Raw genomic sequence first — 18,563 nt, 5'->3', positions numbered from 1 at the left:
TGGAGAAAGCAATATGACCATGATTTTCGGCGTCCCCCTTGCTGTGCTTTCCGGCCAGCTTTTAATTGGCGTAATCAACGGCGCGTTCTACGCCCTGTTGAGCCTTGGCCTCGCGATTATCTTTGGCCTTTTGAAAATTATCAATTTCGCTCACGGTGCCATGTATATGCTTGGCGCGCTGGTCACCGTGGTTCTTTTCGACCTGATGGGTGTCAATTACTGGGTAGGGCTGTTTCTCGCCCCGTTATTGGTGGGCGCATTCGGCGTACTTATTGAGTATTTTCTGCTTCGGCGCATAGCCGGTCAGGATCATATCTACAGCTTGTTGCTGACGTTCGGTGTTGCGCTGATTATCCAAGGCGTGCTGACGAACATTTACGGGGTATCCGGCCTGCGCTATGCCATGCCAGATATGTTCAAGGGCGGCATTAATCTGGGCTTTATGTTCCTGCCGTACTATCGGGCCTGGGTGATTGTGATGGCTTTGTTGGTGTGTTTCGGGACCTGGTTTGTGGTCGAAAAAACCAAGCTCGGTGCCTATCTCCGAGCCGGTACCGAAGACTCGCAACTGATGCAGGGGTTTGGCATCAATGTGCCGCTGCTGGTGAGTCTAACCTATGGCTTCGGCGTCATGCTGGCCGCTTTCGCGGGTGTTCTTGCTGCACCTATTTACTCAGTAACCCCGGTGATGGGCTCCAACACGCTCATTGTGGTGTTTGCAGTGGTGGTTATCGGTGGTATGGGGTCTATTGGCGGTGCCATTATCACGGGCATTCTGATGGGAGTAATTGAAGGCCTCACCAAAACCTTTTACCCGCCTGCATCCTCTGCCGTTATCTTTCTGGTGATGGTTGTTGTATTGATGTTTCGCCCCAACGGCCTGTTCGGTAAGGAGGCATAGCCGTGAATAACTCTGTTAACTCTGCCGACATCCACAAGGCCATTGTTGAGCAACAAAAGGCACAAGATCGCAAGAAAATGATGGTGAACGGCGTCTTGCTGTTGTTGTTGTTGGCCGCACCTTTTGCTTTGTATCCGGTCTTTTTGATGAAGATCCTGTGCTTCGCACTGTTTGCTGTGGCGTTCAACCTGCTGTTCGGGTTTACCGGCTTGCTGTCGTTCGGGCATGCGGCATTCTTGGCGACCGGGGGGTACACCACCGGTTACTTGCTCAGTAACTATTCCGGACTCACCACGGAAATGGGGATTATCGCAGGTACGCTTGCTGCAACCGTGATGGGCACCGCTTTCGCGTTGCTGTCCATTCGCCGGCAGGGCATCTACTTCGCGATGGTCACATTGGCTCTGGCTCAATTGGTGTTCTTCTTCTACGTGCAGTCGGATTTCACCGGTGGCGAAGACGGCATGCACGGCATCCCGCGAGGTAAGTTGTTTGGTGTGCTCGACCTGAACGACAACTTGAACATGTATTACTTCGTGTTGGCGGTCTTCATCGGTTGTTACTTGCTGGTGCAGCGGATTGTCAGCAGCCCCTATGGGCAGGTACTGAAGGCGATCAAGCAGAACGAGCCACGGGCGGTGTCACTGGGTTACAACGTGGATCGCTACAAAATCCTCGCCTTTGTGATCTCGGCGGCACTGGCCGGGCTGGCCGGTTCTATGAAGTCCGTGGTGTTCCAGTTGGCGTCTCTGAACGATGCCCATTGGCACATGTCGGGCGAAGTCATCCTGATGACGCTGGTCGGTGGCATGGGCACGCTTCTCGGCCCGGTCGTGGGCGCCACCTTCGTGGTTAACGTGGAATATCAGTTGGCCCAAGGGCCGCTGCGAGATTGGGTAGACCCGATTCTCGGCGGTATCTTCGTACTGACGGTCCTGGCGTTTCGAAGCGGTATTGTGGGTGAGATCCAGAAGTTCCTGCGTAAGAATATGGGGTGATCTGAAAGGCATTGGAGGTAAAGAAAAACCGGGAGCAATTGCTCCCGGTTTTTTTATGCACAAGGCCTATCAGAGCCAGGTCAGGCCGATGCTGATAATGATCCCGGTAATGATCAACAGCATCAGGCAGTAGCCCATAATATCCTTGGCTTTGAGTCCCGCAATGGCCAACACCGGTAGGGCCCAGAACGGTTGCAGCAAGTTGGTCCAGGCATCTCCCCAAGCGACGGCCATGGCAACTCTGGCCGTATCCACGCCGAGTTCCTGAGCAACCGGCAACATCACGGGCGCTTGTACCGCCCACTGGCCGCCGCCGGACGGTACGAAGATATTGACCAGTCCCGCACTGAGGAAGCTCCAGAACGGCAAGCTTTCAGCACTGGCGAAGGAAACAAAACCTGAAGAAATGCTGGCCGCCAGGCCCGACGCGGTCATCACACCCATGATGCCAGCATAGAAGGGAAACTGAATGACGATACCGGCGCCACCTTTAACCCCTTCGTTCAAACTCGCCAGCAAACGTTTTGGGGTCTGGTGAAGGATTATCGCGATGAACAGGAACATAAAGTTCACGATGTTCAGGTTCAGGCCGCCATTCTCAGTAAAATACTGGAAAATGAACGCAAGACCACTGAAGCCGATCAGCCAAGCCAGTATCCGACTGTTCTCAAGATAATCAGCGGGGCGGTTAATCACCACAGCCGTGTCTGGTTCGTCATCGAGCAATTTGGGGTCCACATAGACGCTGTCGCGTTCCTCGGGAAGCATGAGACGATTCACCAGTGGCACGACGATGAACAGAGCTACAACGATGGCCAGATTAAAGAATGCGAAGATTGTTTCGCTGGTATCGATGATGCCGATCACGTTAGCGCTGAAATGCCCATCTGTGGCGATGGTCAGAGGGATCGAGCCAGCCAGGCCCCCGTGCCATACAAGGAAACCGGAGTACGCACTGGCAACCAGCAACGGGTAATGAACCCGGATCTGGCGAGCCAACGCCTTAGCGAAAAGAGCACCGACGACGAGGCCAAACCCCCAGTTGATCCAGCTTGCCACCAGAGCAATAAAGGTCACCAGAATGATGGCTTGCCCGGGCGTTTTAGCCAGGCTGGCGATGCGGTTCAGTATGCCGCGAACCAGTGGCGTACTGGCCATCATGAAGCCAGTGACTAGCACCAGCAGCATTTGCATGGAAAATGTCAGCAAATTCCAGAAGCTGTTGCCCCACATCTCGATAACCGCCATGGGTCCATGACCCTCGAATATGATGGCTGAAACGAACGTGAGTAGGGTGAGAATAATTACAAACAGGTAGGGGTCCGGTAGATACTTCTCAACCAGGCTTACCATGGGTTTTGATGCGCGTTCTAGCATGCTGTACTCCTTTGTTATTTTTGTACTTGCTCATCTTACCAAGCATTTAGGAAAGCGCATTATCGACCAAAGGCCAACGCCATTAGCGTTGGGATAAAAAGGCGCTGGTTAAAGCCCCCAGTCCCTCTCAGCAAGAGCCTTTGCGATGAACTGATAACCGCGTTGGCTGGGATGATAGCCATCGTTGGCGAGCAAGGATGGGTCTTCGGCGATGGGGTAATTGAAATAGCGGAAGTCGGCCGGGGCTTGCAAGGCAAGGTCACGGTAGATCCGGTCCAGCTGTCGTGCTCTCCAGCCCATGATATGCCTAAGCGGTGAGGGCAGGGCTGTGAACTTTTCCATGGGTGGGACACTGAGCAGGGTTATCGGGGCCCTGGATAGCGGTAAGATCGCACTGCGCAACGTTTTCAAGTGTTGCCGGAACCGGGCTCGGGAGGTAAAGCCGGTGGTGTCGTTAACACCCATACACAGCAATACCGCATCTGCGTGTGACAGCTTCTCTGACGCCAGCGTTTGAAGCAGGTCGCCCAGGCGAATGCCATTCACTCCAAAGGTTTGCCACCCAATGGTTTTGCCGGTGCGCTCATGGAGCCTTAGGGCCAGCTGACTGGCAAGGCCGTCACTGTGGGCATACACCCCAACGCCGGCAGCCGTGGATTCACCAATGACCTGTAGACGAAACTTCGGAGCTCCCTCTCCGTACTGACCGCTCGTCTCACCACCAGCCTCAGGTAATCTGGGTGTGACTCGACGGGCACGTTTGCCTTGATATAACAGTATGGGAAACAGCAAGGCCGTGGTCAGCCAGAAAGGGGCGTGCATAGGGCGTCCTTGTAAAGGATGAAAAGGTTTATGATAGCGCGAATGGTTTGAAGAGGGGGATATCGGCTGCCGCGGCTTCAGTGAAAGGCTTTGCGGCTGTCCTCGGCGATGTGGTGTAATTCCGCCCTGATTGATTTCGCCCCGGCTTTTATCTGGAGACCAGTTTCATGATTGTACGTGATCGCCCCGGTGCCCTCAGGCTGATGCTGGCATGGAAGGGGTCGGTGGTTCCCCATATCCTTCCTCACATGCTGCTGACCGGTTTGTTTGCGACAGCGGTTACTTGGGTATCCCGCCAACATTATCTGGATGGCATTGTGGAATACAGCCTGTTGCCATTCACCATTATGGGCATAGCGCTGTCGATTTTTTTGAGTGTGCGGAACACGGCCACCTATGACCGCTGGTGGGAAGCCCGAAAGCAGTGGGGCCATATGGTCTTTGAAATCCGAAGCCTGGCAAGGACCGGCGGCATCTATCTGAACTCGGAGCGGCGCAGAGAACTGCTGATGAGATGCCTGGCGCATACTCATCTGCTGAGAGGCCAATTGCGGGGCGAAGACGTGCGGCCGGAGCTGCCAGCTTCGTTATCGAAGGAGCTGGTCGATGCCACCGTGCGCACGAGGAATCCCGCAGCGTTTATGTTACAGCAAGCAGGAGAGGTGGTCGCAGAAGCACACAAAGCCGGAGATCTGGACTCTATCGCTGCTGCTGCCATAGACAAACACTTGCATGGTTTGGCCGGTATTCAGGCGGCCTCCGAACGTATCGCCCACACGCCTCTGCCGTTCGCCTACACCTTGTTAGCGCATCGAACCGCCTATCTGTACTGCTACATGCTGCCGTTTGGTTTAGTCGGTGTTGCTGGCTGGTTCACGCCGGTATTTACGGCAATTGTGGCCTATACCTTTTTTGGGTTGGACCGGTTATCTGAGCAATTGGAGTTTCCGTTCGGCCGCCACACGAATGATTTGCCACTGGATGCCATCTGTCGGATTCACGAGATCAGTATTGCGGAGGCTCTGGGTGAACACGCCCCTGAGCCGTTACAGCCGAAAGATTTCCAGCTGCAATAAGACAATGACCTCAGGGAATTCCCTGAGGTCATTGGTTTCTGCCAAGGTTGCGACGGACCTATTTTTTCAGCCCTAATTCTTCAATAGACACTTCCCGCATTTTGAACTTCTGGATTTTCCCCGTCACGGTCATGGGGAATTCATCCACAAACTTGTAGTTCCGGGGAATTTTGAAGTGCGCGATTTTCCCCTGACAGAAAGCCTGCAGGTCGTCCGGGCCGACCGGTTCGGCGTCTGGCCGGAACTTGACCCAGGCAATCAGTTCTTCGCCGTATTTTTCATCGGGAATACCGGTGACCTGGACTTCTTCGATGGCGGGGTGCGTGTAGAAGAACTCTTCGATTTCCTTCGGGTAAATGTTTTCGCCGCCCCGAATCACCATGTCCTTGATGCGGCCAACAATCTGGACGTAACCTTCATTGTCCATGGTGGCCAGATCGCCGGTATGCATCCAGCCGGATTCATCAATGGCTTCGCTGGTTTTCTCGTCGTTGTTCCAATACTTCAGCATCACGCTGTAGCCACGAGTACACAATTCGCCAATTTCGCCCCGCGGCACTGTGTTGCCGTTGCCCGGGTCGACAATTTTGGTTTCCAGGTGGGGTTGGGTGCGGCCCACCGTCGTGACCTGCTTCTCGAAAGGGTCCTGTGAGCTGGTCTGGGTGGACACCGGACTGGTTTCCGTCATGCCATAAGCGATCTGAACTTCCTTCATGTTCATCTTGCCGTTGACCTTCTTCATCACCTCGGCAGGACAAATGGAGCCCGCCATAATGCCGGTTCGCAGCGAGGAAAGGTCGTAGCTATCGAAGTCCGGCTCGGCCAGCTCGGCGATGAACATGGTGGGCACGCCATAGAGCGCGGTAGCCTTCTCCTGATGCACGGCTTGCAACACGGTTTTAGGTTCAAAACCCTCGCCTGGGTAAATCATGGCACTGCCGTGGGTGACACAACCAAGGTTGCCCATGACCATGCCGAAGCAGTGGTACAACGGCACCGGAATGACCAGTCGGTCTTTCTCGGTTAAGCGCTGGCTTTCACCCACAAAGTAGCCGTTATTCAAAATGTTGTGGTGGGTGAGGGTGGCGCCTTTGGGGTTGCCGGTGGTGCCGGAGGTGAACTGGATATTGATCGGATCATCGAACTGCAGTTCGTTTTGGCGTGTCTCCAGATCAGCTGAAGACACGTTGTCGGCAAAGCCGAGGAACTCCGGCCAGGTCCACATGCCTTCGTGTTTTTCGCCGTGCACGTTGATCACCGCACGCAGGTCCGGCACATCTTTGGCTTGGAGCTTGCCGGGCTCGCTTTGCTTCAGCTCCGGGGCCAGTTGATAGAGCATCTCCCGGTAGTTGGATGCTTTGAAACTGTCGGCAGTCACCAGCACGCTGATACCGGCCAGATTGAGCGCGAACTGGAGCTCGTGTACGCCGTAAGACGGGTTGATGTTGACCAGAATCGCACCCACTTTGGCAGTGGCGAATTGGGTGACCGTCCATTCGTAGCGGTTGGGTGACCAGATACCAACCCGATCGCCTTTTTTTACGCCCATGGCAAGGAACGCGCGGGCTGCTTCGTTCACCTTTTCGACAAATTCCTGATAGGTCCAGCGAATGTTTTGATGCAGGCACACCAAGGCTTCGTTGTTTGGGTACTGTTGGGCGGTCCTGTCCAGCATGTCACCGATGGTCATGCCCAGTAGGGGCTTATCGGCAACGCCGCTGGTGTAACTTGGAAGAGTCATGCTCATCTCACTGCCTCCATTATTTTTGTATTCGAGGGCTGGCAAATCACGTACTTGCTAGCGGCTCTGGCTGTGATACTCAGGATTGGGCTGCATATCGCTGGCGATCGCAACACGGTTGGACATATTGTAGAAACCCACCAGATTGCTCAGATCCCAAATGGCACGATCATTGAATCCGGCATCGCGTAAAGCTTGGGTTTCCTTTTCAGTGACTGTGGCCGGTGAGCGGGTGAGGTGGGCGGCGAAATCCAGCATCGCACGCTGTCGCTGATCCAGTTTGGCGCTTCGGTAGTTCATCACCAGGTGCTCGCCGAGTGCCGGGTCACCGCTGAGTACGCGCACTGCGGCGCCATGGGCAACCAAACAGTAAAAGCATTTGTTTTCGGAAGAGACCACAACCGCGACCATTTCCCGCTCGAGCTTGGAGAGTTCGCCTTCGCCCAGCATCAGCTCGTTGTACAGGCGGGTAAACCCTTCCAGTTGTGGCAAATTCTGACTGTATGCGGTCAGTACGTTGGGAATCATGCCCAACTTTTCCTGGCAGATTTGGAAGTACTTCTTGGTGTCTTCGGGTAGATCGCTGATCTCGGGGATCGGCAGGTCCAGGGCAACAACGTTGTTATTTTGGTTCATTGGCAGTGTCCTCCTAATGCCTGACCGACTTTCGAGCCGTTAGGACGGTTCAGTTGCTGGCTTATCCAGTCGCCGGTGGCAACCAGTTTTTCAAGATCGACGCCTGTGGCGATACCCAAACCATTCAGCAGGTATAGCACGTCTTCAGTGGCCACGTTGCCAGAAGCGCCTTTGGCGTAGGGGCAGCCACCCAGCCCCGCTACCGAGGCATCGATCACGCTGACACCTTCTTCGAGTACGGCATACAGATTGGCCAGCGCCTGACCGTAAGTGTCGTGGAAGTGTGCAGCCAGTTTATTCATCGGCACATGGGTGGCTACCGCTTCCAGCATTCGCTTGGCTTTCTGTGGCGTACCCACGCCGATGGTGTCGCCCAGAGAAATCTCGTGGCAGCCCATGTCGTACAGCGCCTTGGCCACTGTGGCGACCTTTTCAGGGGCAATGTCACCTTCGTAAGGGCAACCTATAACTGTAGACACATAGCCCCGCACGGGAATGCCGTGTTTACGGGCTTCTTCAACGACAGGTGCAAATCGTTCCAGGCTTTCAGTAATGCTGCAGTTGATGTTTTTTTGCGTAAAAGCCTCTGAGGCCGCGCCAAAAACCGCAACCTCATCAGCCTTTGCCGCCAGGGCCCCTTCGAACCCTTTCAGATTCGGGGTGAGAGCCGAGTAACGAACGCCGGCTTTGCGGGTGAGGCCGGCCATAACCTCAGCCGCATCGCCCATTTGCGGCACCCATTTCGGTGACACAAAGCTGGCGGCTTCGATGTGGCTTAGACCGCAATCCGCCAAACGGTCAATCAAGCCGGTTTTGATGGTGGTGGCAATCACTGCGCCGGGCTCGTTTTGAAGACCGTCCCGAGGGCTCATTTCCACCAGCCGAACCTGTTTTGGGAAGGCCATTACTCTGACTCCTCGGTGTCGATGGCGATCAATTCCGCACCCTCGGCCACCTGATCACCTTCCGCGTAGAAGATTTCGCTCACCACACCGTCGGCCGGAGCCTTGATGGCGTGTTCCATTTTCATGGCTTCCATGATCACCAGGCTTTGACCCGCGCTTACCTTGTCTCCCACTTTGGCTTGCACGGCGACGATAGCACCGTTCATGGGGGCGGCCAGGCTACCTTCACCCGCAACATCTTCCAGGCCGTAGGACTCTTGATACACGGAACATTTGAAGGTGTCGCCTTCGTAAAACAGCACCAGTTCGTTGTTGTGCAGGTTGCCGTGGACGCTCAATCGGTGGCCGTTGAGTACCGCTTGCAGATAGTCCTCATCCAGACGGGCGTTCAGGTGATAAACGCTGCCACCTGCTAGCACTTGATAGCGGTCATCCCGCTCCAGAATTTTCAGCTCACGGATGTCATCACCCACCTTCAGGGACAGGGGTTGGGCGAATTCCGAATTCATACGCCAGCTGTTTTTGCGGCCAAAGGGCGACCATCGGTCAGCGGTGATCGGCTCGACGGATTTCCGGTGTTCCAGAATGAAACCGGCTGCCAGCACTAGGGCTTTATCCAGATCCAGCTTGGGCTTCGGAAACAACAACGATTCGTGAGTGGCAATGAAGTTGGTGGTCAGATCCTCTTGGCGGAACGGCTGACTGTCCACCGTGGCGTGCAGGAACCGGATGTTGGTTTTCAAACCAGCAATACGGTAATGCTCGAGCGCCTGCACCATGCGGTTTACGGCCTGCTCGCGGGTTTCGTCCCAGACAATCAGTTTGGCGATCATTGGGTCGTAATGAATACTGATTTCATCGCCTTCGGTCACCCCGGTATCGACCCGAATGTGAGCGGATTCGGCTGGGGTGCGCAGGTAACGAAGGGTGCCGGTAGCCGGCAGGAAGTCCTGGTCCGGGTCTTCGGCATAGATTCGCGCCTCGATGGCGTGGCCACGGGTTTTGACTTGCTTCTGAACCAAGGGCAGAGGATCACCCCAGGCTACTTTCAGCTGCCATTCCACCAAATCCTGCCCGGTGACCATCTCTGTGACCGGGTGTTCCACCTGCAGGCGTGTGTTCATTTCCATGAAAAAGAAGGAGCCGTCTACGTCGTACAGAAACTCGACGGTGCCGGCACCCACGTAGTTGATGGCTTGGGCGGCACGCACAGCAGCGTCGCCCATGGCTTTACGGGTGTCTTCGCTCAGTCCCGGTGCCGGGGCTTCTTCGAGCACCTTCTGGTGTCGGCGCTGCACGGAGCAGTCGCGCTCGGCTAGATAGATGCCGTTACCGTGCTGGTCGCAGAACACCTGAATTTCGACGTGTCGGGGTTGGGTCAGGTAGCGCTCGATCAGCATGTCCGGGTTGCCGAAGGCGTTCTTGGCCTCGCGTTGGGCGGCGGCCAGCGCGTCGTTGAATTCGGACATCTGTTCTACCACCCGCATCCCTTTGCCGCCACCACCGGCAACGGCTTTAAGCAGCAAGGGGAAGCCGCACTTCTCCGCTTCTTCTCTCAGCAATTCCGGTGTCTGGTCGCTGCCGTGATAGCCCGGCACCAGCGGCACCCCGGCTTTATCCATGATCGCCTTGGCGGCTGACTTGGAGCCCATGGCGGCAATGGCCGACGAGGGCGGCCCAATGAAAGCAATGCCGTTGGCCTCGCAGGCTTCTGCGAAATCGGTGTTCTCTGACAGGAATCCGTAGCCTGGATGGACTGCCTGGGCGCCGCTTTGCTTCGCGACTTCGATGATTTTGTCGGCTTTCAGGTAGCTCTCTGAGCTGGCTGCGGGGCCGATAAGAAAGGCTTCGTCTGCCAAGGCGACATGCCGGGCATTAGCGTCGGCCTCAGAATAGACCGCGACGCAGCGGATGCCCATACGGTGGGCGGTCTGGATAATCCGGCAGGCGATTTCGCCCCGGTTGGCAATCAGGATCTTGTTAAACATTATTGTGTCTCCGGAATCCAACTGGCCTTTCGTTTGTTCAGGAATGCACTGAGCCCCTCCTGACCTTCTGTGCCCACGCGAATGTCGGCGATGCGCTGTGCGGTGTCGTCGATCACCTCTATGCTGATGGGCTTGTGGCTAACGGCAAAAATCAGATCTTTGGCGGCTTTCATAGCCTCGGGACCGTTATTGGCCAGTTGTTGAAGCAGTTCATTGCATCGACTCTGCAGAGCCTGTTCGTCGTCGCAAACGATATGCACCAGCCCGAATTGCTGGGCCTCATTCGCGTTGAATACCTCGGCTGACAGAAAGTAGCGCCGGGCCTGCCGCTCACCTATGGCGCGAACAACGTACGGGCTAATGACGGCGGGGATCAGCCCTAGTTTGACTTCGCTGAGGCAGAAACTGGCAGACTGGGTTGCCAGCACGATATCGCAACAGGCCGCCAGGCCTACCGCGCCGCCGAAGGCTGCGCCCTGAACCAGACCGATCACCGGCTTGGACAGGTGGTTGAGCGTGCTCATCAGTCGGGCCAGTTCCCGAGAGTCGTCCAGATTTTCCTGACGAGTATTCTCGGCCATACGGCGCATCCAGCCGAGATCCGCGCCCGCCGAGAAGTGTTTGCCTTCGGAGCGCAAGACCACGACTTGGATTTCTGGGTCCCGGTCGACGTATTCAAAAGCCTGAATGAGCTGCTGAATCACGACGTCGTCGAACGCGTTGCGTTTGTCCGGTCTGTTAAGCACGATTTCGGAGAGACCGTTATCCCGCTGGTGCATCAGAACCGCTGAGTGTTGTTGTGACATGTCGGCGCTCCTTTACATGCGGAACACGCCAAAGCGCGTTGGCTTGGCGGGTCGGTTGAGGGTGGCAGACAGGCTTAACGCGACCACTTCGCGGGTTTGGGCGGGGTCAATCACGCCGTCATCCCACAGCCGTGCACTGGCGTAGTAGGGGTGGCCCTGGTGCTCGTAGGTTTCGGTGATCGGCTTTTTAAATTTGGCTTCTTCTTCTGCGCTCCAGCTCTGGCCTTTGCGCTCCAGGCCTTCACGGCGAACCTGGGCCAATACGCCAGCGGCCTGTTCACCGCCCATCACGGAGATGCGGGCGTTGGGCCACATCCATAGAAAGTCCGGGCTGTAGGCGCGGCCACACATGCCGTAGTTGCCGGCGCCGTAGCTGCCGCCAATCAATACCGTGATTTTGGGTACGTTGGCACAGGCCACGGCCATCACCATTTTGGCGCCGTGTTTGGCAATGCCTTCGGCTTCGTGTTTCTGTCCGACCATGAAGCCGGTAATGTTCTGCAGGAACAGCAAAGGTATGTTGCGCTGGCAGCAGAGTTCTATGAAGTGCGCGCCTTTCTGGGCGGATTCGCTGAACAGGATTCCGTTGTTGGCGATGATACCCACCGGGTAGCCGTGAATGTGGGCAAAGCCAGTGACGAGGGTAGAGCCGTAGTAGCGTTTGAACTCATCAAACTCGGAGCCGTCGACGATGCGGGAGATGACGTCTCGCACATCAAACTGTTTGCGCAGGTCGGTGCCGACGATGCCGTAGATTTCGTTCTGGTCGAAGAGCGGTGCTTTGGGTTTTTGCACTTCCACCGGCACGGGTTTGCGTTGGTTCAGGTTGGCAACGCAGCGGCGGGCGATATCAAGAGCGTGGGCGTCGTTTTCGGCGTAGTGGTCGGCAACCCCAGAGATTTTGCAGTGAACGTCGGCGCCACCAAGGTCTTCCGCGCTGACGACTTCACCGGTGGCGGCTTTAACCAGCGGTGGGCCGGCCAGGAAAATGGTGCCCTGGTTGCGAACGATGATGGATTCGTCTGCCATGGCTGGCACGTAGGCGCCCCCGGCGGTGCACAGACCCATGACGACGGCGATCTGAGGGATGGCGTCGGCGGACATTCTGGCCTGATTGTAGAAAATGCGGCCAAAGTGGTCGCGGTCGGGGAAGACTTCGTCCTGCCTCGGGAGGTTGGCGCCGCCGGAATCCACCAGATAGATGCAGGGCAGGCGGTTAGCCATGGCGATTTCCTGCGCCCGCAAATGTTTTTTGACCGTCAGCGGGTAGTAGCTGCCGCCTTTAACGGTGGCGTCGTTGGCGATGATCATGCATTCGGTGCCGGATACGCGGCCAATGCCTGCGACGACACCCGCAGCGGGAACTTCTTCGTCGTAGACGTTATAGGCGGCAAACTGACCGACTTCGAGGAACGGTGAGCCGTCATCCAGCAAGCGGTTGATGCGCTCACGGGGCAGGAGTTTACCGCGGTCGGTGTGGCGCTTTTGGTAGGAGGGGCCACCGCCTTGATGGATTTTTTCGGCTTTTTCCCGGAGGTCGGCGACGGCTTGTTGCATGGCCTCTTGGTTGGCCAGGAATTCGTCCGATCTTGGATTTATTTTGTTTTGGAGCACAGTCATGGCTTCTCAATCCCTCAGGTTTGGGGCGCGGGTCTGCTGGGCTTCCCTTCCGGAAGCCGCTACGAGCACATTTATGTGCGCTTCTCTCCGGCCATCCATGGCCTTCGAAATTTCCGGAAGGGAAGCTCAGCAGACCCTGGTCATACATTGGGAGCTGGAATTGCTGCGTTTTACTTGTTCAGGAACAGCTCTCTGCCAATCAGCATGCGCCGGATTTCAGACGTACCCGCACCGATTTCGTACAGCTTGGCGTCGCGAAGCAGTCGGCCTGTGGGGTATTCGTTGATGTAGCCGTTACCGCCTAGGAGCTGGATGGAATCCAACGCGAGTTTGGTGGCCATTTCGGCGGAGTAGAGGATAGCGCCGGCGGCGTCTTTGCGGGTGGTTTCGCCGCGGTCCGCGGACATGGCAACCATGTAGACGTAGGATTTTGCGCTGTTCATCCAGGTGTACATATCGGCGACCTTGCCTTGTACGAGTTCGAATTCGCCGATGGCTTGGCCGAACTGTGTGCGCTCGCGGATGTAAGGCACGGTTACGTCCATAGCGGCTTGCATGATGCCCAGCGGGCCTCCGGACAGGACCAGACGCTCGTAGTCGAGGCCGCTCATCAGTACTTTTGCGCCGTTACCCAAGCCACCAAGGATGTTTTCTTTTGGCACTTTGCAGTCCTGGAACACCAGTTCGCAGGTGTTGGAGCCGCGCATGCCGAGTTTGTCGAGCTTCTGGTGGCGACTGAAGCCGGGGTAGTCGCGTTCGACGATAAAGGCAGTGACGCCTTTAGAGCCGCCTTTCGGGTCAGTTTTGGCGTAGATAACGTAGGTGTTTGCGTCCGGCCCGTTGGTAATCCACATTTTGTTGCCGTTGAGGACGTAGTGGTCGCCTTCGTCGCGGGCGTGGAGTTTCATGGAAATAACATCGGAGCCGGCGTTGGGCTCGGACATGGCTAGGGCGCCGATGTGTTCACCGCTGACGAGTTTGGGCAGGTATTTCTGTTTTTGTTCTTCGGTGCCGTTGCGGTGGATCTGGTTCACACACAGGTTGGAGTGGGCGCCGTAGGACAAACCGACCGAGGCCGATGCTCGGCTGATTTCTTCCATCGCGATGACGTGCGCCAGGTAGCCCATGTCGGATCCGCCGTATTCTTCTTTGACGGTAATACCCAGCAAGCCCATATCGCCCATTTTCCGCCACAGGTCCATGGGGAATTCGTTGTTGCGATCGATTTCTTCCGCTCGGGGGGCGATTTCGGCAGCAGCGAAACTGTTGATCTGCTCTCGCAGCATGTCGAGGGTTTCACCAAGGCCGAAATTCAGCTCTGAGTATTGTGACTTCATGGTCGGCTACCTTTTTTGTTTTGATATGGTGTTTGGGTCATCTGCCACTTTCGGCGGCAGCATCCTCATGTTTTTGTGTGCCCTGATCGTGGGCTTCTTTCCTTTTTTGAACCTCTGCAAGCGCTTCTCGGCATCTTGCTTCGGCGTTATCCATTTCCATTTCGGCCATAGCGAGGTCGGCTTTTTGTTGTTCAAAATGTGCTCGTCGGTCGGCCAGGATTTCCAGCATCTTCAGCAGCTGCTTCTCGTTGCCGGTCAGGGTTTCGTCCCAGAGGTCAAACAGCTCTTTGGTCTGGCCTAGAGAAAACCCCATTCGTTTGCCGCGCAGGATCAGTTTCAAACGGACCCGGTCTTTGGTGCTGAAAATACGGGTCTGGCCGCGCCGCGAAGGCTTCAGCAGGCCTTGGTCTTCATAGAAGCGGATGCTCCGGGTTGTGATGTCGAACTCTTGTGAAAGCTCGCTGATGCTGAAGGTTCGTTTGTCGTTCATGACCATTCCAGTAAGTTTTTTCTAAGGTTAGATGAAGTTTACGTAAACGTAAAGTGTGATGTTGGGCCGAAATCGAATTTAGGCTGATAGCCCTTGTCTGGTAACGATTGTACGCGCTTTGATGAGTCGAGCGGGGTGACAGCGTTGACCTTTGTGGGGAGGCGGGCAAGGTAACTTACGGGTTGTCTGGCGTGTGGACTAAATCGGGAGTTGTTTCCGGCGTTGGATTCGGGTTAATGTTTACGTTAACGTAAACTAAAGGTGTGTCAGGTGCTATTAAAGTATTTGGCGCAACGTGACTAATTACAGGAAAGTACGTTATGGAATTCAAAGACGTTCCGGCCATCGTTACCGGCGGCGCATCAGGACTGGGTGAAGGCGCTGCTCGTGCGCTGGCCGCGGCTGGTTGCAAAGTTGCCATTCTGGATGTGAATAAAGAGCAGGGTGAAAAAGTCGCTGCCGAGATCGGTGGCATCTTTCTGAACTGCGACGTTTCCTCCGCCGACAGCGCAGACGCTGCAGTCACCGCAGCCCGAGAAGCTCATGGCCTGTGTGGCGTAGCGATCAATTGTGCCGGGATTGGGCCAGCAGAAAAGATTCTGGGCCGGGACGGCGTTATGCCGCTGGAAAACTTTAGCCGGGTAATCCAGGTGAACCTGATAGGCACGTTTAATATTCTTCGACTGGCTGCGGCCGACATGGCGCAGCGCGAGCCTAACGACGATGGCGAGCGGGGAGTGATCATCAACACTGCATCTGTCGCTGCCTATGAAGGTCAGATTGGACAAGCGGGTTACAGTGCCTCCAAAGGTGGTGTGGTGGCGTTGACGCTTCAATCTGCTCGTGAATTGGCTCGGGAAGGTGTTCGAGTAAACACCATCGCGCCGGGCTTGTTCATGACTCCGATGCTGGCGGGCATGCCGCAAGAAGTTCAGGACAGCCTAGCTGCGACCCTGCCGTTCCCGAAGCGTCTGGGCAAACCGGAAGAGTTCGGCATGATGGTCGACCAGATGGTGCGCAACCCTATACTGAATGGCGAAGTTGTTCGGTTGGACTGCGCTTTGCGTATGGCGCCACGCTAAAACAATAACTACAGGTGACAAGTATGACGAACCCTGTCGATCAAGAAGAGCTGAACCTGTTCCGGGATTCGGTCATTAAGGCGTTGGACACCGAAGTTGCGCCGCATTATGACGTCTGGGAAAAGAACGGCATTGTGCCGCGGGAACTCTGGAACACTCTGGGCCAGGCGGGCATGTTGTGTGTTGATGTACCCGAAGACTGCGGCGGCTGCGGTGCGCCCTTCCAGTATTCGGTTGTTGTAGGCGAAGAGCTGGCTCGCATGGGCTTTGGTGCGCTGTCCACTAACGTGATGGTGCACTCTGACATAGTGGCGCCGTACATCAGTCATCTCGGCACCGACGACCAGAAACAGCAGTGGCTGCCCAAGATGGTCTCCGGTGAGGCGGTGGGTGCCATCGCCATGACCGAACCGGGCGCCGGCAGTGACTTGCAAGCCATTCGCACCAGTGCGGTCAAAGACGGTAACGACTACATCCTCAATGGCTCCAAGATCTTTATCACCAATGGTCAACATGCCGATATGGTCATCGTCGCTGCGAAGACCGACCCGAGTGCCGGTGCCAAGGGCATCAGCCTGTTTCTGGTTGACACGTCTTTGCCGGGATTCAGCTGCGGCCGTAACCTCGACAAAATCGGTCAGCATTCGGGAGACACCTCGGAGCTGTTCTTCTCGGACATGCGCATTCCGGCCTCCGCTCTGGTGGGTGAGGAAGGGCAGGGTTTTGCCTATCTAATGCGTGAGTTGCCCCGCGAACGGCTGGTGATCGGCGCATTGGGCGTCGCAGCAGCCCGCGGCTCGTTGGACATGACTATTCAATACACTCAGGAGCGGGAACTGTTCGGGCAGAAGCTCAGCCAGCTCCAAAATACCCGTTTTGAAATCGCCCGGATGGAAACCGACTACCGCATCAACAAGGCATTCGTGGATCAGTGCATTCGCCAGTACGAGGCCGGCGAACTCGATGCGCCCACGGCCTCGATGGCCAAATACAGTGCCACGGAAATGCAGTGTCGCGTGGCGGATGGCTGTTTGCAGCTGTTTGGCGGATACGGGTACACCACCGAGTATCCGATTTCCCGAAACTTCATCGATGCCCGGGTGCAGCGTATCTATGGCGGTACCTCTGAGGTGATGAAAGAAATTATTGCCCGTTCGGTGCTGGGGCGCTGATGGCTTTCCCAACGCCTGAATTGGGCCCCTAGCCTTTGGGGTGTGCGGGCGGGTACGCGGGGTATGGGGTGTTTTTCTTCTGGGAAAAATAACTTGCTTCGCTCAGACATCTTTTCCCTGCCAGAAAAACACCCCCCCTACCGACGGGCAGCACAGGAATAGGGATTTTTCCCGGTGAACCCGCCAATGCCCGTCGGCGCGGGGTGGTCTTTTCATTTTTTGCCATAAAATGATGTCTGAGCGAAGCGAGTTCTTTTTCAAAAAAATGAAAAGGCCAGCGCGCAAGCCCGCCCGCACAACCGGAAGTCTTGAAACGGAAAACGGGCCATTCGAAAAAGCGAACAGGGCAGTAACAAGATTCTGTTAAGCAGATTCCTCCCATTGCATAAGGAGAACAAAAACCATGAACAATGACGTCGTAATAGCAGGCTCCGCTCGAACTCCGATGGGCGGCATGATGGGTTCATTAAGCTCCGTACGCTCCCCGGAACTGGGCGCCATCTCTATCAAGGCCGCCATTGAACGGTCCGGACTGCAGCCGGCCGATATTCAGGAAGTGATCATGGGGTGCGTACTCCCGGGTGGGTTGGGGCAAGCTCCTGCGCGACAGGCTTCCCGTGCCTCCGGTATTCCAGATAGCTCTGGTTGCACTACCATCAACAAAATGTGCGGCTCCGGCATGCAGGCTGTCATCATGGCCCACGACCAAATCAAAGCCGGCACCAACAACATCATGATTGCCGGCGGCATGGAAAACATGAGCCAGGCCCCGTACCTGTTACCCAAGGCCCGAGCTGGCATGCGCATGGGGCATGGTCAGGTGATGGACAGCATGTTTCTGGATGGTCTTGAAGATGCCTACGAGGGTGGTCTGATGGGCGTATTCGCCCAGCGTACGGCCGATGAATTCAATATCACCCGCCAAAGCATGGACGAGTTTGCCATCGGTTCTCTGCAGAAGGCGTTGGCCGCAATCGAGAACGGCTGGTTCTGCGACGAAATTGCCCCGGTCACGGTGTCTGGCCGTGGTGGTGACACTGAAGTCGATACTGATGAGCAGCCCGGTAACGCCAAGCCCGAGAAAATTCCTCACCTGAAACCGGCCTTCGCCAAAGATGGTTCGGTAACTGCGGCCAATTCCAGCTCCATCAGTGATGGTGCGTCGGCGCTGGTGCTGGCCTCTGCGGCTGAAGCGGACGCTCGCGGGCTAGCACCGCAGGCGCGAATTGTTGCTCATGCCACTCACGCCCGGTTGCCTGCGGAATTTACTCTGGCTCCGATTGGTTCCATCGAAAAGGTGCTGGCTAAAGCAGGTTGGACTGTGGACGACGTTGATCTCTTCGAAATCAATGAAGCCTTTGCAGTGGTCACGCTGGCGGCGATCAATGAGCTGAAATTACCGGCAGAAAAGGTAAACGTTCACGGCGGCGCCTGTGCGCTGGGGCATCCGATCGGTTCATCCGGCTCTCGTATCCTGATCACTTTGATCAACGCACTGAAACAGCGTGGCCTCAAGCGTGGTGTGGCGTCACTGTGTATTGGTGGTGGCGAAGGGACAGCGGTGGCTGTTGAGCTGATTTAAACAAGGATGGCCGGACGCAGGCGGCGTCCG

Annotated in this window: 16 protein-coding genes; 6 read left to right on the top strand and 10 right to left on the bottom strand. The window is 56.1% G+C overall.

Features of this window, described 5'->3' with window-relative positions; all coding sequences use genetic code 11:
• Positions 1–13: 13 nt before the first annotated feature.
• Positions 14–901 carry a branched-chain amino acid ABC transporter permease gene (locus VOI14_RS06150; protein ID WP_323751155.1) on the top strand — a complete coding sequence of 296 codons (888 nt, stop codon included), beginning with the start codon at positions 14–16 and terminating at the stop codon, positions 899–901.
• Positions 902–903: 2 nt separating this feature from the next.
• Positions 904–1,899: a branched-chain amino acid ABC transporter permease gene (locus VOI14_RS06145; protein WP_323751154.1), complete on the top strand. Its 996-nt coding sequence runs from the start codon at positions 904–906 to the stop codon at positions 1,897–1,899.
• Between the two features lie 69 nt (positions 1,900–1,968).
• Here VOI14_RS06145 and VOI14_RS06140 read toward each other — a convergent pair whose 3' ends face one another.
• Positions 1,969–3,276: a short-chain fatty acid transporter gene (locus VOI14_RS06140; RefSeq protein ID WP_323751153.1), complete on the bottom strand. Its 1,308-nt coding sequence runs from the start codon at positions 3,274–3,276 to the stop codon at positions 1,969–1,971.
• A 108-nt stretch (positions 3,277–3,384) separates the two neighbouring features.
• Positions 3,385–4,098 carry an SGNH/GDSL hydrolase family protein gene (locus tag VOI14_RS06135; protein ID WP_323751152.1) on the bottom strand — a complete coding sequence of 238 codons (714 nt, stop codon included), beginning with the start codon at positions 4,096–4,098 and terminating at the stop codon, positions 3,385–3,387.
• Positions 4,099–4,265: 167 nt separating this feature from the next.
• Here VOI14_RS06135 and VOI14_RS06130 point away from each other — a divergent pair, with 167 nt between their 5' ends.
• Positions 4,266–5,174 (top strand): bestrophin family protein, encoded by a 909-nt coding sequence (locus VOI14_RS06130; protein ID WP_323751151.1) that lies wholly within the window; start codon positions 4,266–4,268, stop codon positions 5,172–5,174.
• A 58-nt stretch (positions 5,175–5,232) separates the two neighbouring features.
• Here VOI14_RS06130 and VOI14_RS06125 read toward each other — a convergent pair whose 3' ends face one another.
• The 8 genes from VOI14_RS06125 to VOI14_RS06090 all read right to left on the bottom strand — a co-directional run bounded on the left by VOI14_RS06125 (position 5,233) and on the right by VOI14_RS06090 (position 14,697).
• On the bottom strand, positions 5,233–6,915 hold the full coding sequence (locus tag VOI14_RS06125; protein ID WP_323751286.1) for an AMP-binding protein: 1,683 nt from the start codon (positions 6,913–6,915) through the stop codon (positions 5,233–5,235).
• 57 nt (positions 6,916–6,972) lie between these two features.
• Positions 6,973–7,551 (bottom strand): peroxidase-related enzyme, encoded by a 579-nt coding sequence (locus tag VOI14_RS06120; RefSeq protein WP_323751150.1) that lies wholly within the window; start codon positions 7,549–7,551, stop codon positions 6,973–6,975.
• Positions 7,548–8,456, bottom strand: coding sequence for a hydroxymethylglutaryl-CoA lyase (locus tag VOI14_RS06115; RefSeq protein WP_323751149.1), 909 nt, complete (start codon positions 8,454–8,456; stop codon positions 7,548–7,550). The genes VOI14_RS06120 and VOI14_RS06115 overlap by 4 nt, the downstream gene beginning before the upstream one ends.
• On the bottom strand, positions 8,456–10,444 hold the full coding sequence (locus VOI14_RS06110) for an acetyl/propionyl/methylcrotonyl-CoA carboxylase subunit alpha (protein WP_323751148.1): 1,989 nt from the start codon (positions 10,442–10,444) through the stop codon (positions 8,456–8,458). The genes VOI14_RS06115 and VOI14_RS06110 overlap by 1 nt, the downstream gene beginning before the upstream one ends.
• Complete coding sequence (locus tag VOI14_RS06105; protein ID WP_323751147.1) at positions 10,444–11,250, bottom strand: enoyl-CoA hydratase/isomerase family protein; 807 nt, start codon at positions 11,248–11,250, stop codon at positions 10,444–10,446. Before VOI14_RS06105 ends, VOI14_RS06110 begins: the two co-directional genes overlap by 1 nt.
• A 12-nt stretch (positions 11,251–11,262) precedes the next feature.
• A complete protein-coding gene (locus VOI14_RS06100; RefSeq protein ID WP_323751146.1) occupies positions 11,263–12,870 on the bottom strand; it encodes a carboxyl transferase domain-containing protein in 1,608 nt (535 codons plus the stop codon).
• A 170-nt stretch (positions 12,871–13,040) separates the two neighbouring features.
• The gene (locus tag VOI14_RS06095) at positions 13,041–14,207 is read right to left on the bottom strand and encodes an isovaleryl-CoA dehydrogenase (RefSeq protein ID WP_323751145.1); all 1,167 of its coding nucleotides are present in this window, start codon (positions 14,205–14,207) and stop codon (positions 13,041–13,043) included.
• A gap of 37 nt (positions 14,208–14,244) precedes the next feature.
• Complete coding sequence (locus VOI14_RS06090; RefSeq protein WP_323751144.1) at positions 14,245–14,697, bottom strand: MerR family DNA-binding transcriptional regulator; 453 nt, start codon at positions 14,695–14,697, stop codon at positions 14,245–14,247.
• 320 nt (positions 14,698–15,017) lie between these two features.
• Here VOI14_RS06090 and VOI14_RS06085 point away from each other — a divergent pair, with 320 nt between their 5' ends.
• From VOI14_RS06085 to VOI14_RS06075, 3 genes are all read left to right on the top strand, one after another.
• Positions 15,018–15,779 (top strand): SDR family NAD(P)-dependent oxidoreductase, encoded by a 762-nt coding sequence (locus VOI14_RS06085; RefSeq protein WP_323751143.1) that lies wholly within the window; start codon positions 15,018–15,020, stop codon positions 15,777–15,779.
• 23 nt (positions 15,780–15,802) lie between these two features.
• Positions 15,803–16,951: an acyl-CoA dehydrogenase family protein gene (locus VOI14_RS06080; RefSeq protein ID WP_323751142.1), complete on the top strand. Its 1,149-nt coding sequence runs from the start codon at positions 15,803–15,805 to the stop codon at positions 16,949–16,951.
• 403 nt (positions 16,952–17,354) lie between these two features.
• Positions 17,355–18,533, top strand: coding sequence for an acetyl-CoA C-acyltransferase (locus VOI14_RS06075; protein WP_323751141.1), 1,179 nt, complete (start codon positions 17,355–17,357; stop codon positions 18,531–18,533).
• Positions 18,534–18,563 lie beyond the last annotated feature (30 nt).

This window comes from Marinobacter sp. (genome assembly GCF_034669625.1).
Taxonomy (GTDB): domain Bacteria; phylum Pseudomonadota; class Gammaproteobacteria; order Pseudomonadales; family Oleiphilaceae; genus Marinobacter.
This window is presented reverse-complemented; position numbering and strand designations above follow the sequence as displayed.

Coding starts and splice junctions, on each gene's coding strand:
- VOI14_RS06075 (WP_323751141.1), top strand. CDS start 17,355: ATGAACAATGACGTCGTAATAGCAGGCTCCGCTCGAACTCCGATGGGC.
- VOI14_RS06135 (WP_323751152.1), bottom strand. CDS start 4,098: ATGCACGCCCCTTTCTGGCTGACCACGGCCTTGCTGTTTCCCATACTG.
- VOI14_RS06125 (WP_323751286.1), bottom strand. CDS start 6,915: ATGACTCTTCCAAGTTACACCAGCGGCGTTGCCGATAAGCCCCTACTG.
- VOI14_RS06085 (WP_323751143.1), top strand. CDS start 15,018: ATGGAATTCAAAGACGTTCCGGCCATCGTTACCGGCGGCGCATCAGGA.
- VOI14_RS06090 (WP_323751144.1), bottom strand. CDS start 14,697: ATGAACGACAAACGAACCTTCAGCATCAGCGAGCTTTCACAAGAGTTC.
- VOI14_RS06115 (WP_323751149.1), bottom strand. CDS start 8,456: ATGGCCTTCCCAAAACAGGTTCGGCTGGTGGAAATGAGCCCTCGGGAC.
- VOI14_RS06140 (WP_323751153.1), bottom strand. CDS start 3,276: ATGCTAGAACGCGCATCAAAACCCATGGTAAGCCTGGTTGAGAAGTAT.
- VOI14_RS06120 (WP_323751150.1), bottom strand. CDS start 7,551: ATGAACCAAAATAACAACGTTGTTGCCCTGGACCTGCCGATCCCCGAG.
- VOI14_RS06095 (WP_323751145.1), bottom strand. CDS start 14,207: ATGAAGTCACAATACTCAGAGCTGAATTTCGGCCTTGGTGAAACCCTC.
- VOI14_RS06110 (WP_323751148.1), bottom strand. CDS start 10,444: ATGTTTAACAAGATCCTGATTGCCAACCGGGGCGAAATCGCCTGCCGG.
- VOI14_RS06130 (WP_323751151.1), top strand. CDS start 4,266: ATGATTGTACGTGATCGCCCCGGTGCCCTCAGGCTGATGCTGGCATGG.
- VOI14_RS06150 (WP_323751155.1), top strand. CDS start 14: ATGACCATGATTTTCGGCGTCCCCCTTGCTGTGCTTTCCGGCCAGCTT.
- VOI14_RS06100 (WP_323751146.1), bottom strand. CDS start 12,870: ATGACTGTGCTCCAAAACAAAATAAATCCAAGATCGGACGAATTCCTG.
- VOI14_RS06080 (WP_323751142.1), top strand. CDS start 15,803: ATGACGAACCCTGTCGATCAAGAAGAGCTGAACCTGTTCCGGGATTCG.
- VOI14_RS06105 (WP_323751147.1), bottom strand. CDS start 11,250: ATGTCACAACAACACTCAGCGGTTCTGATGCACCAGCGGGATAACGGT.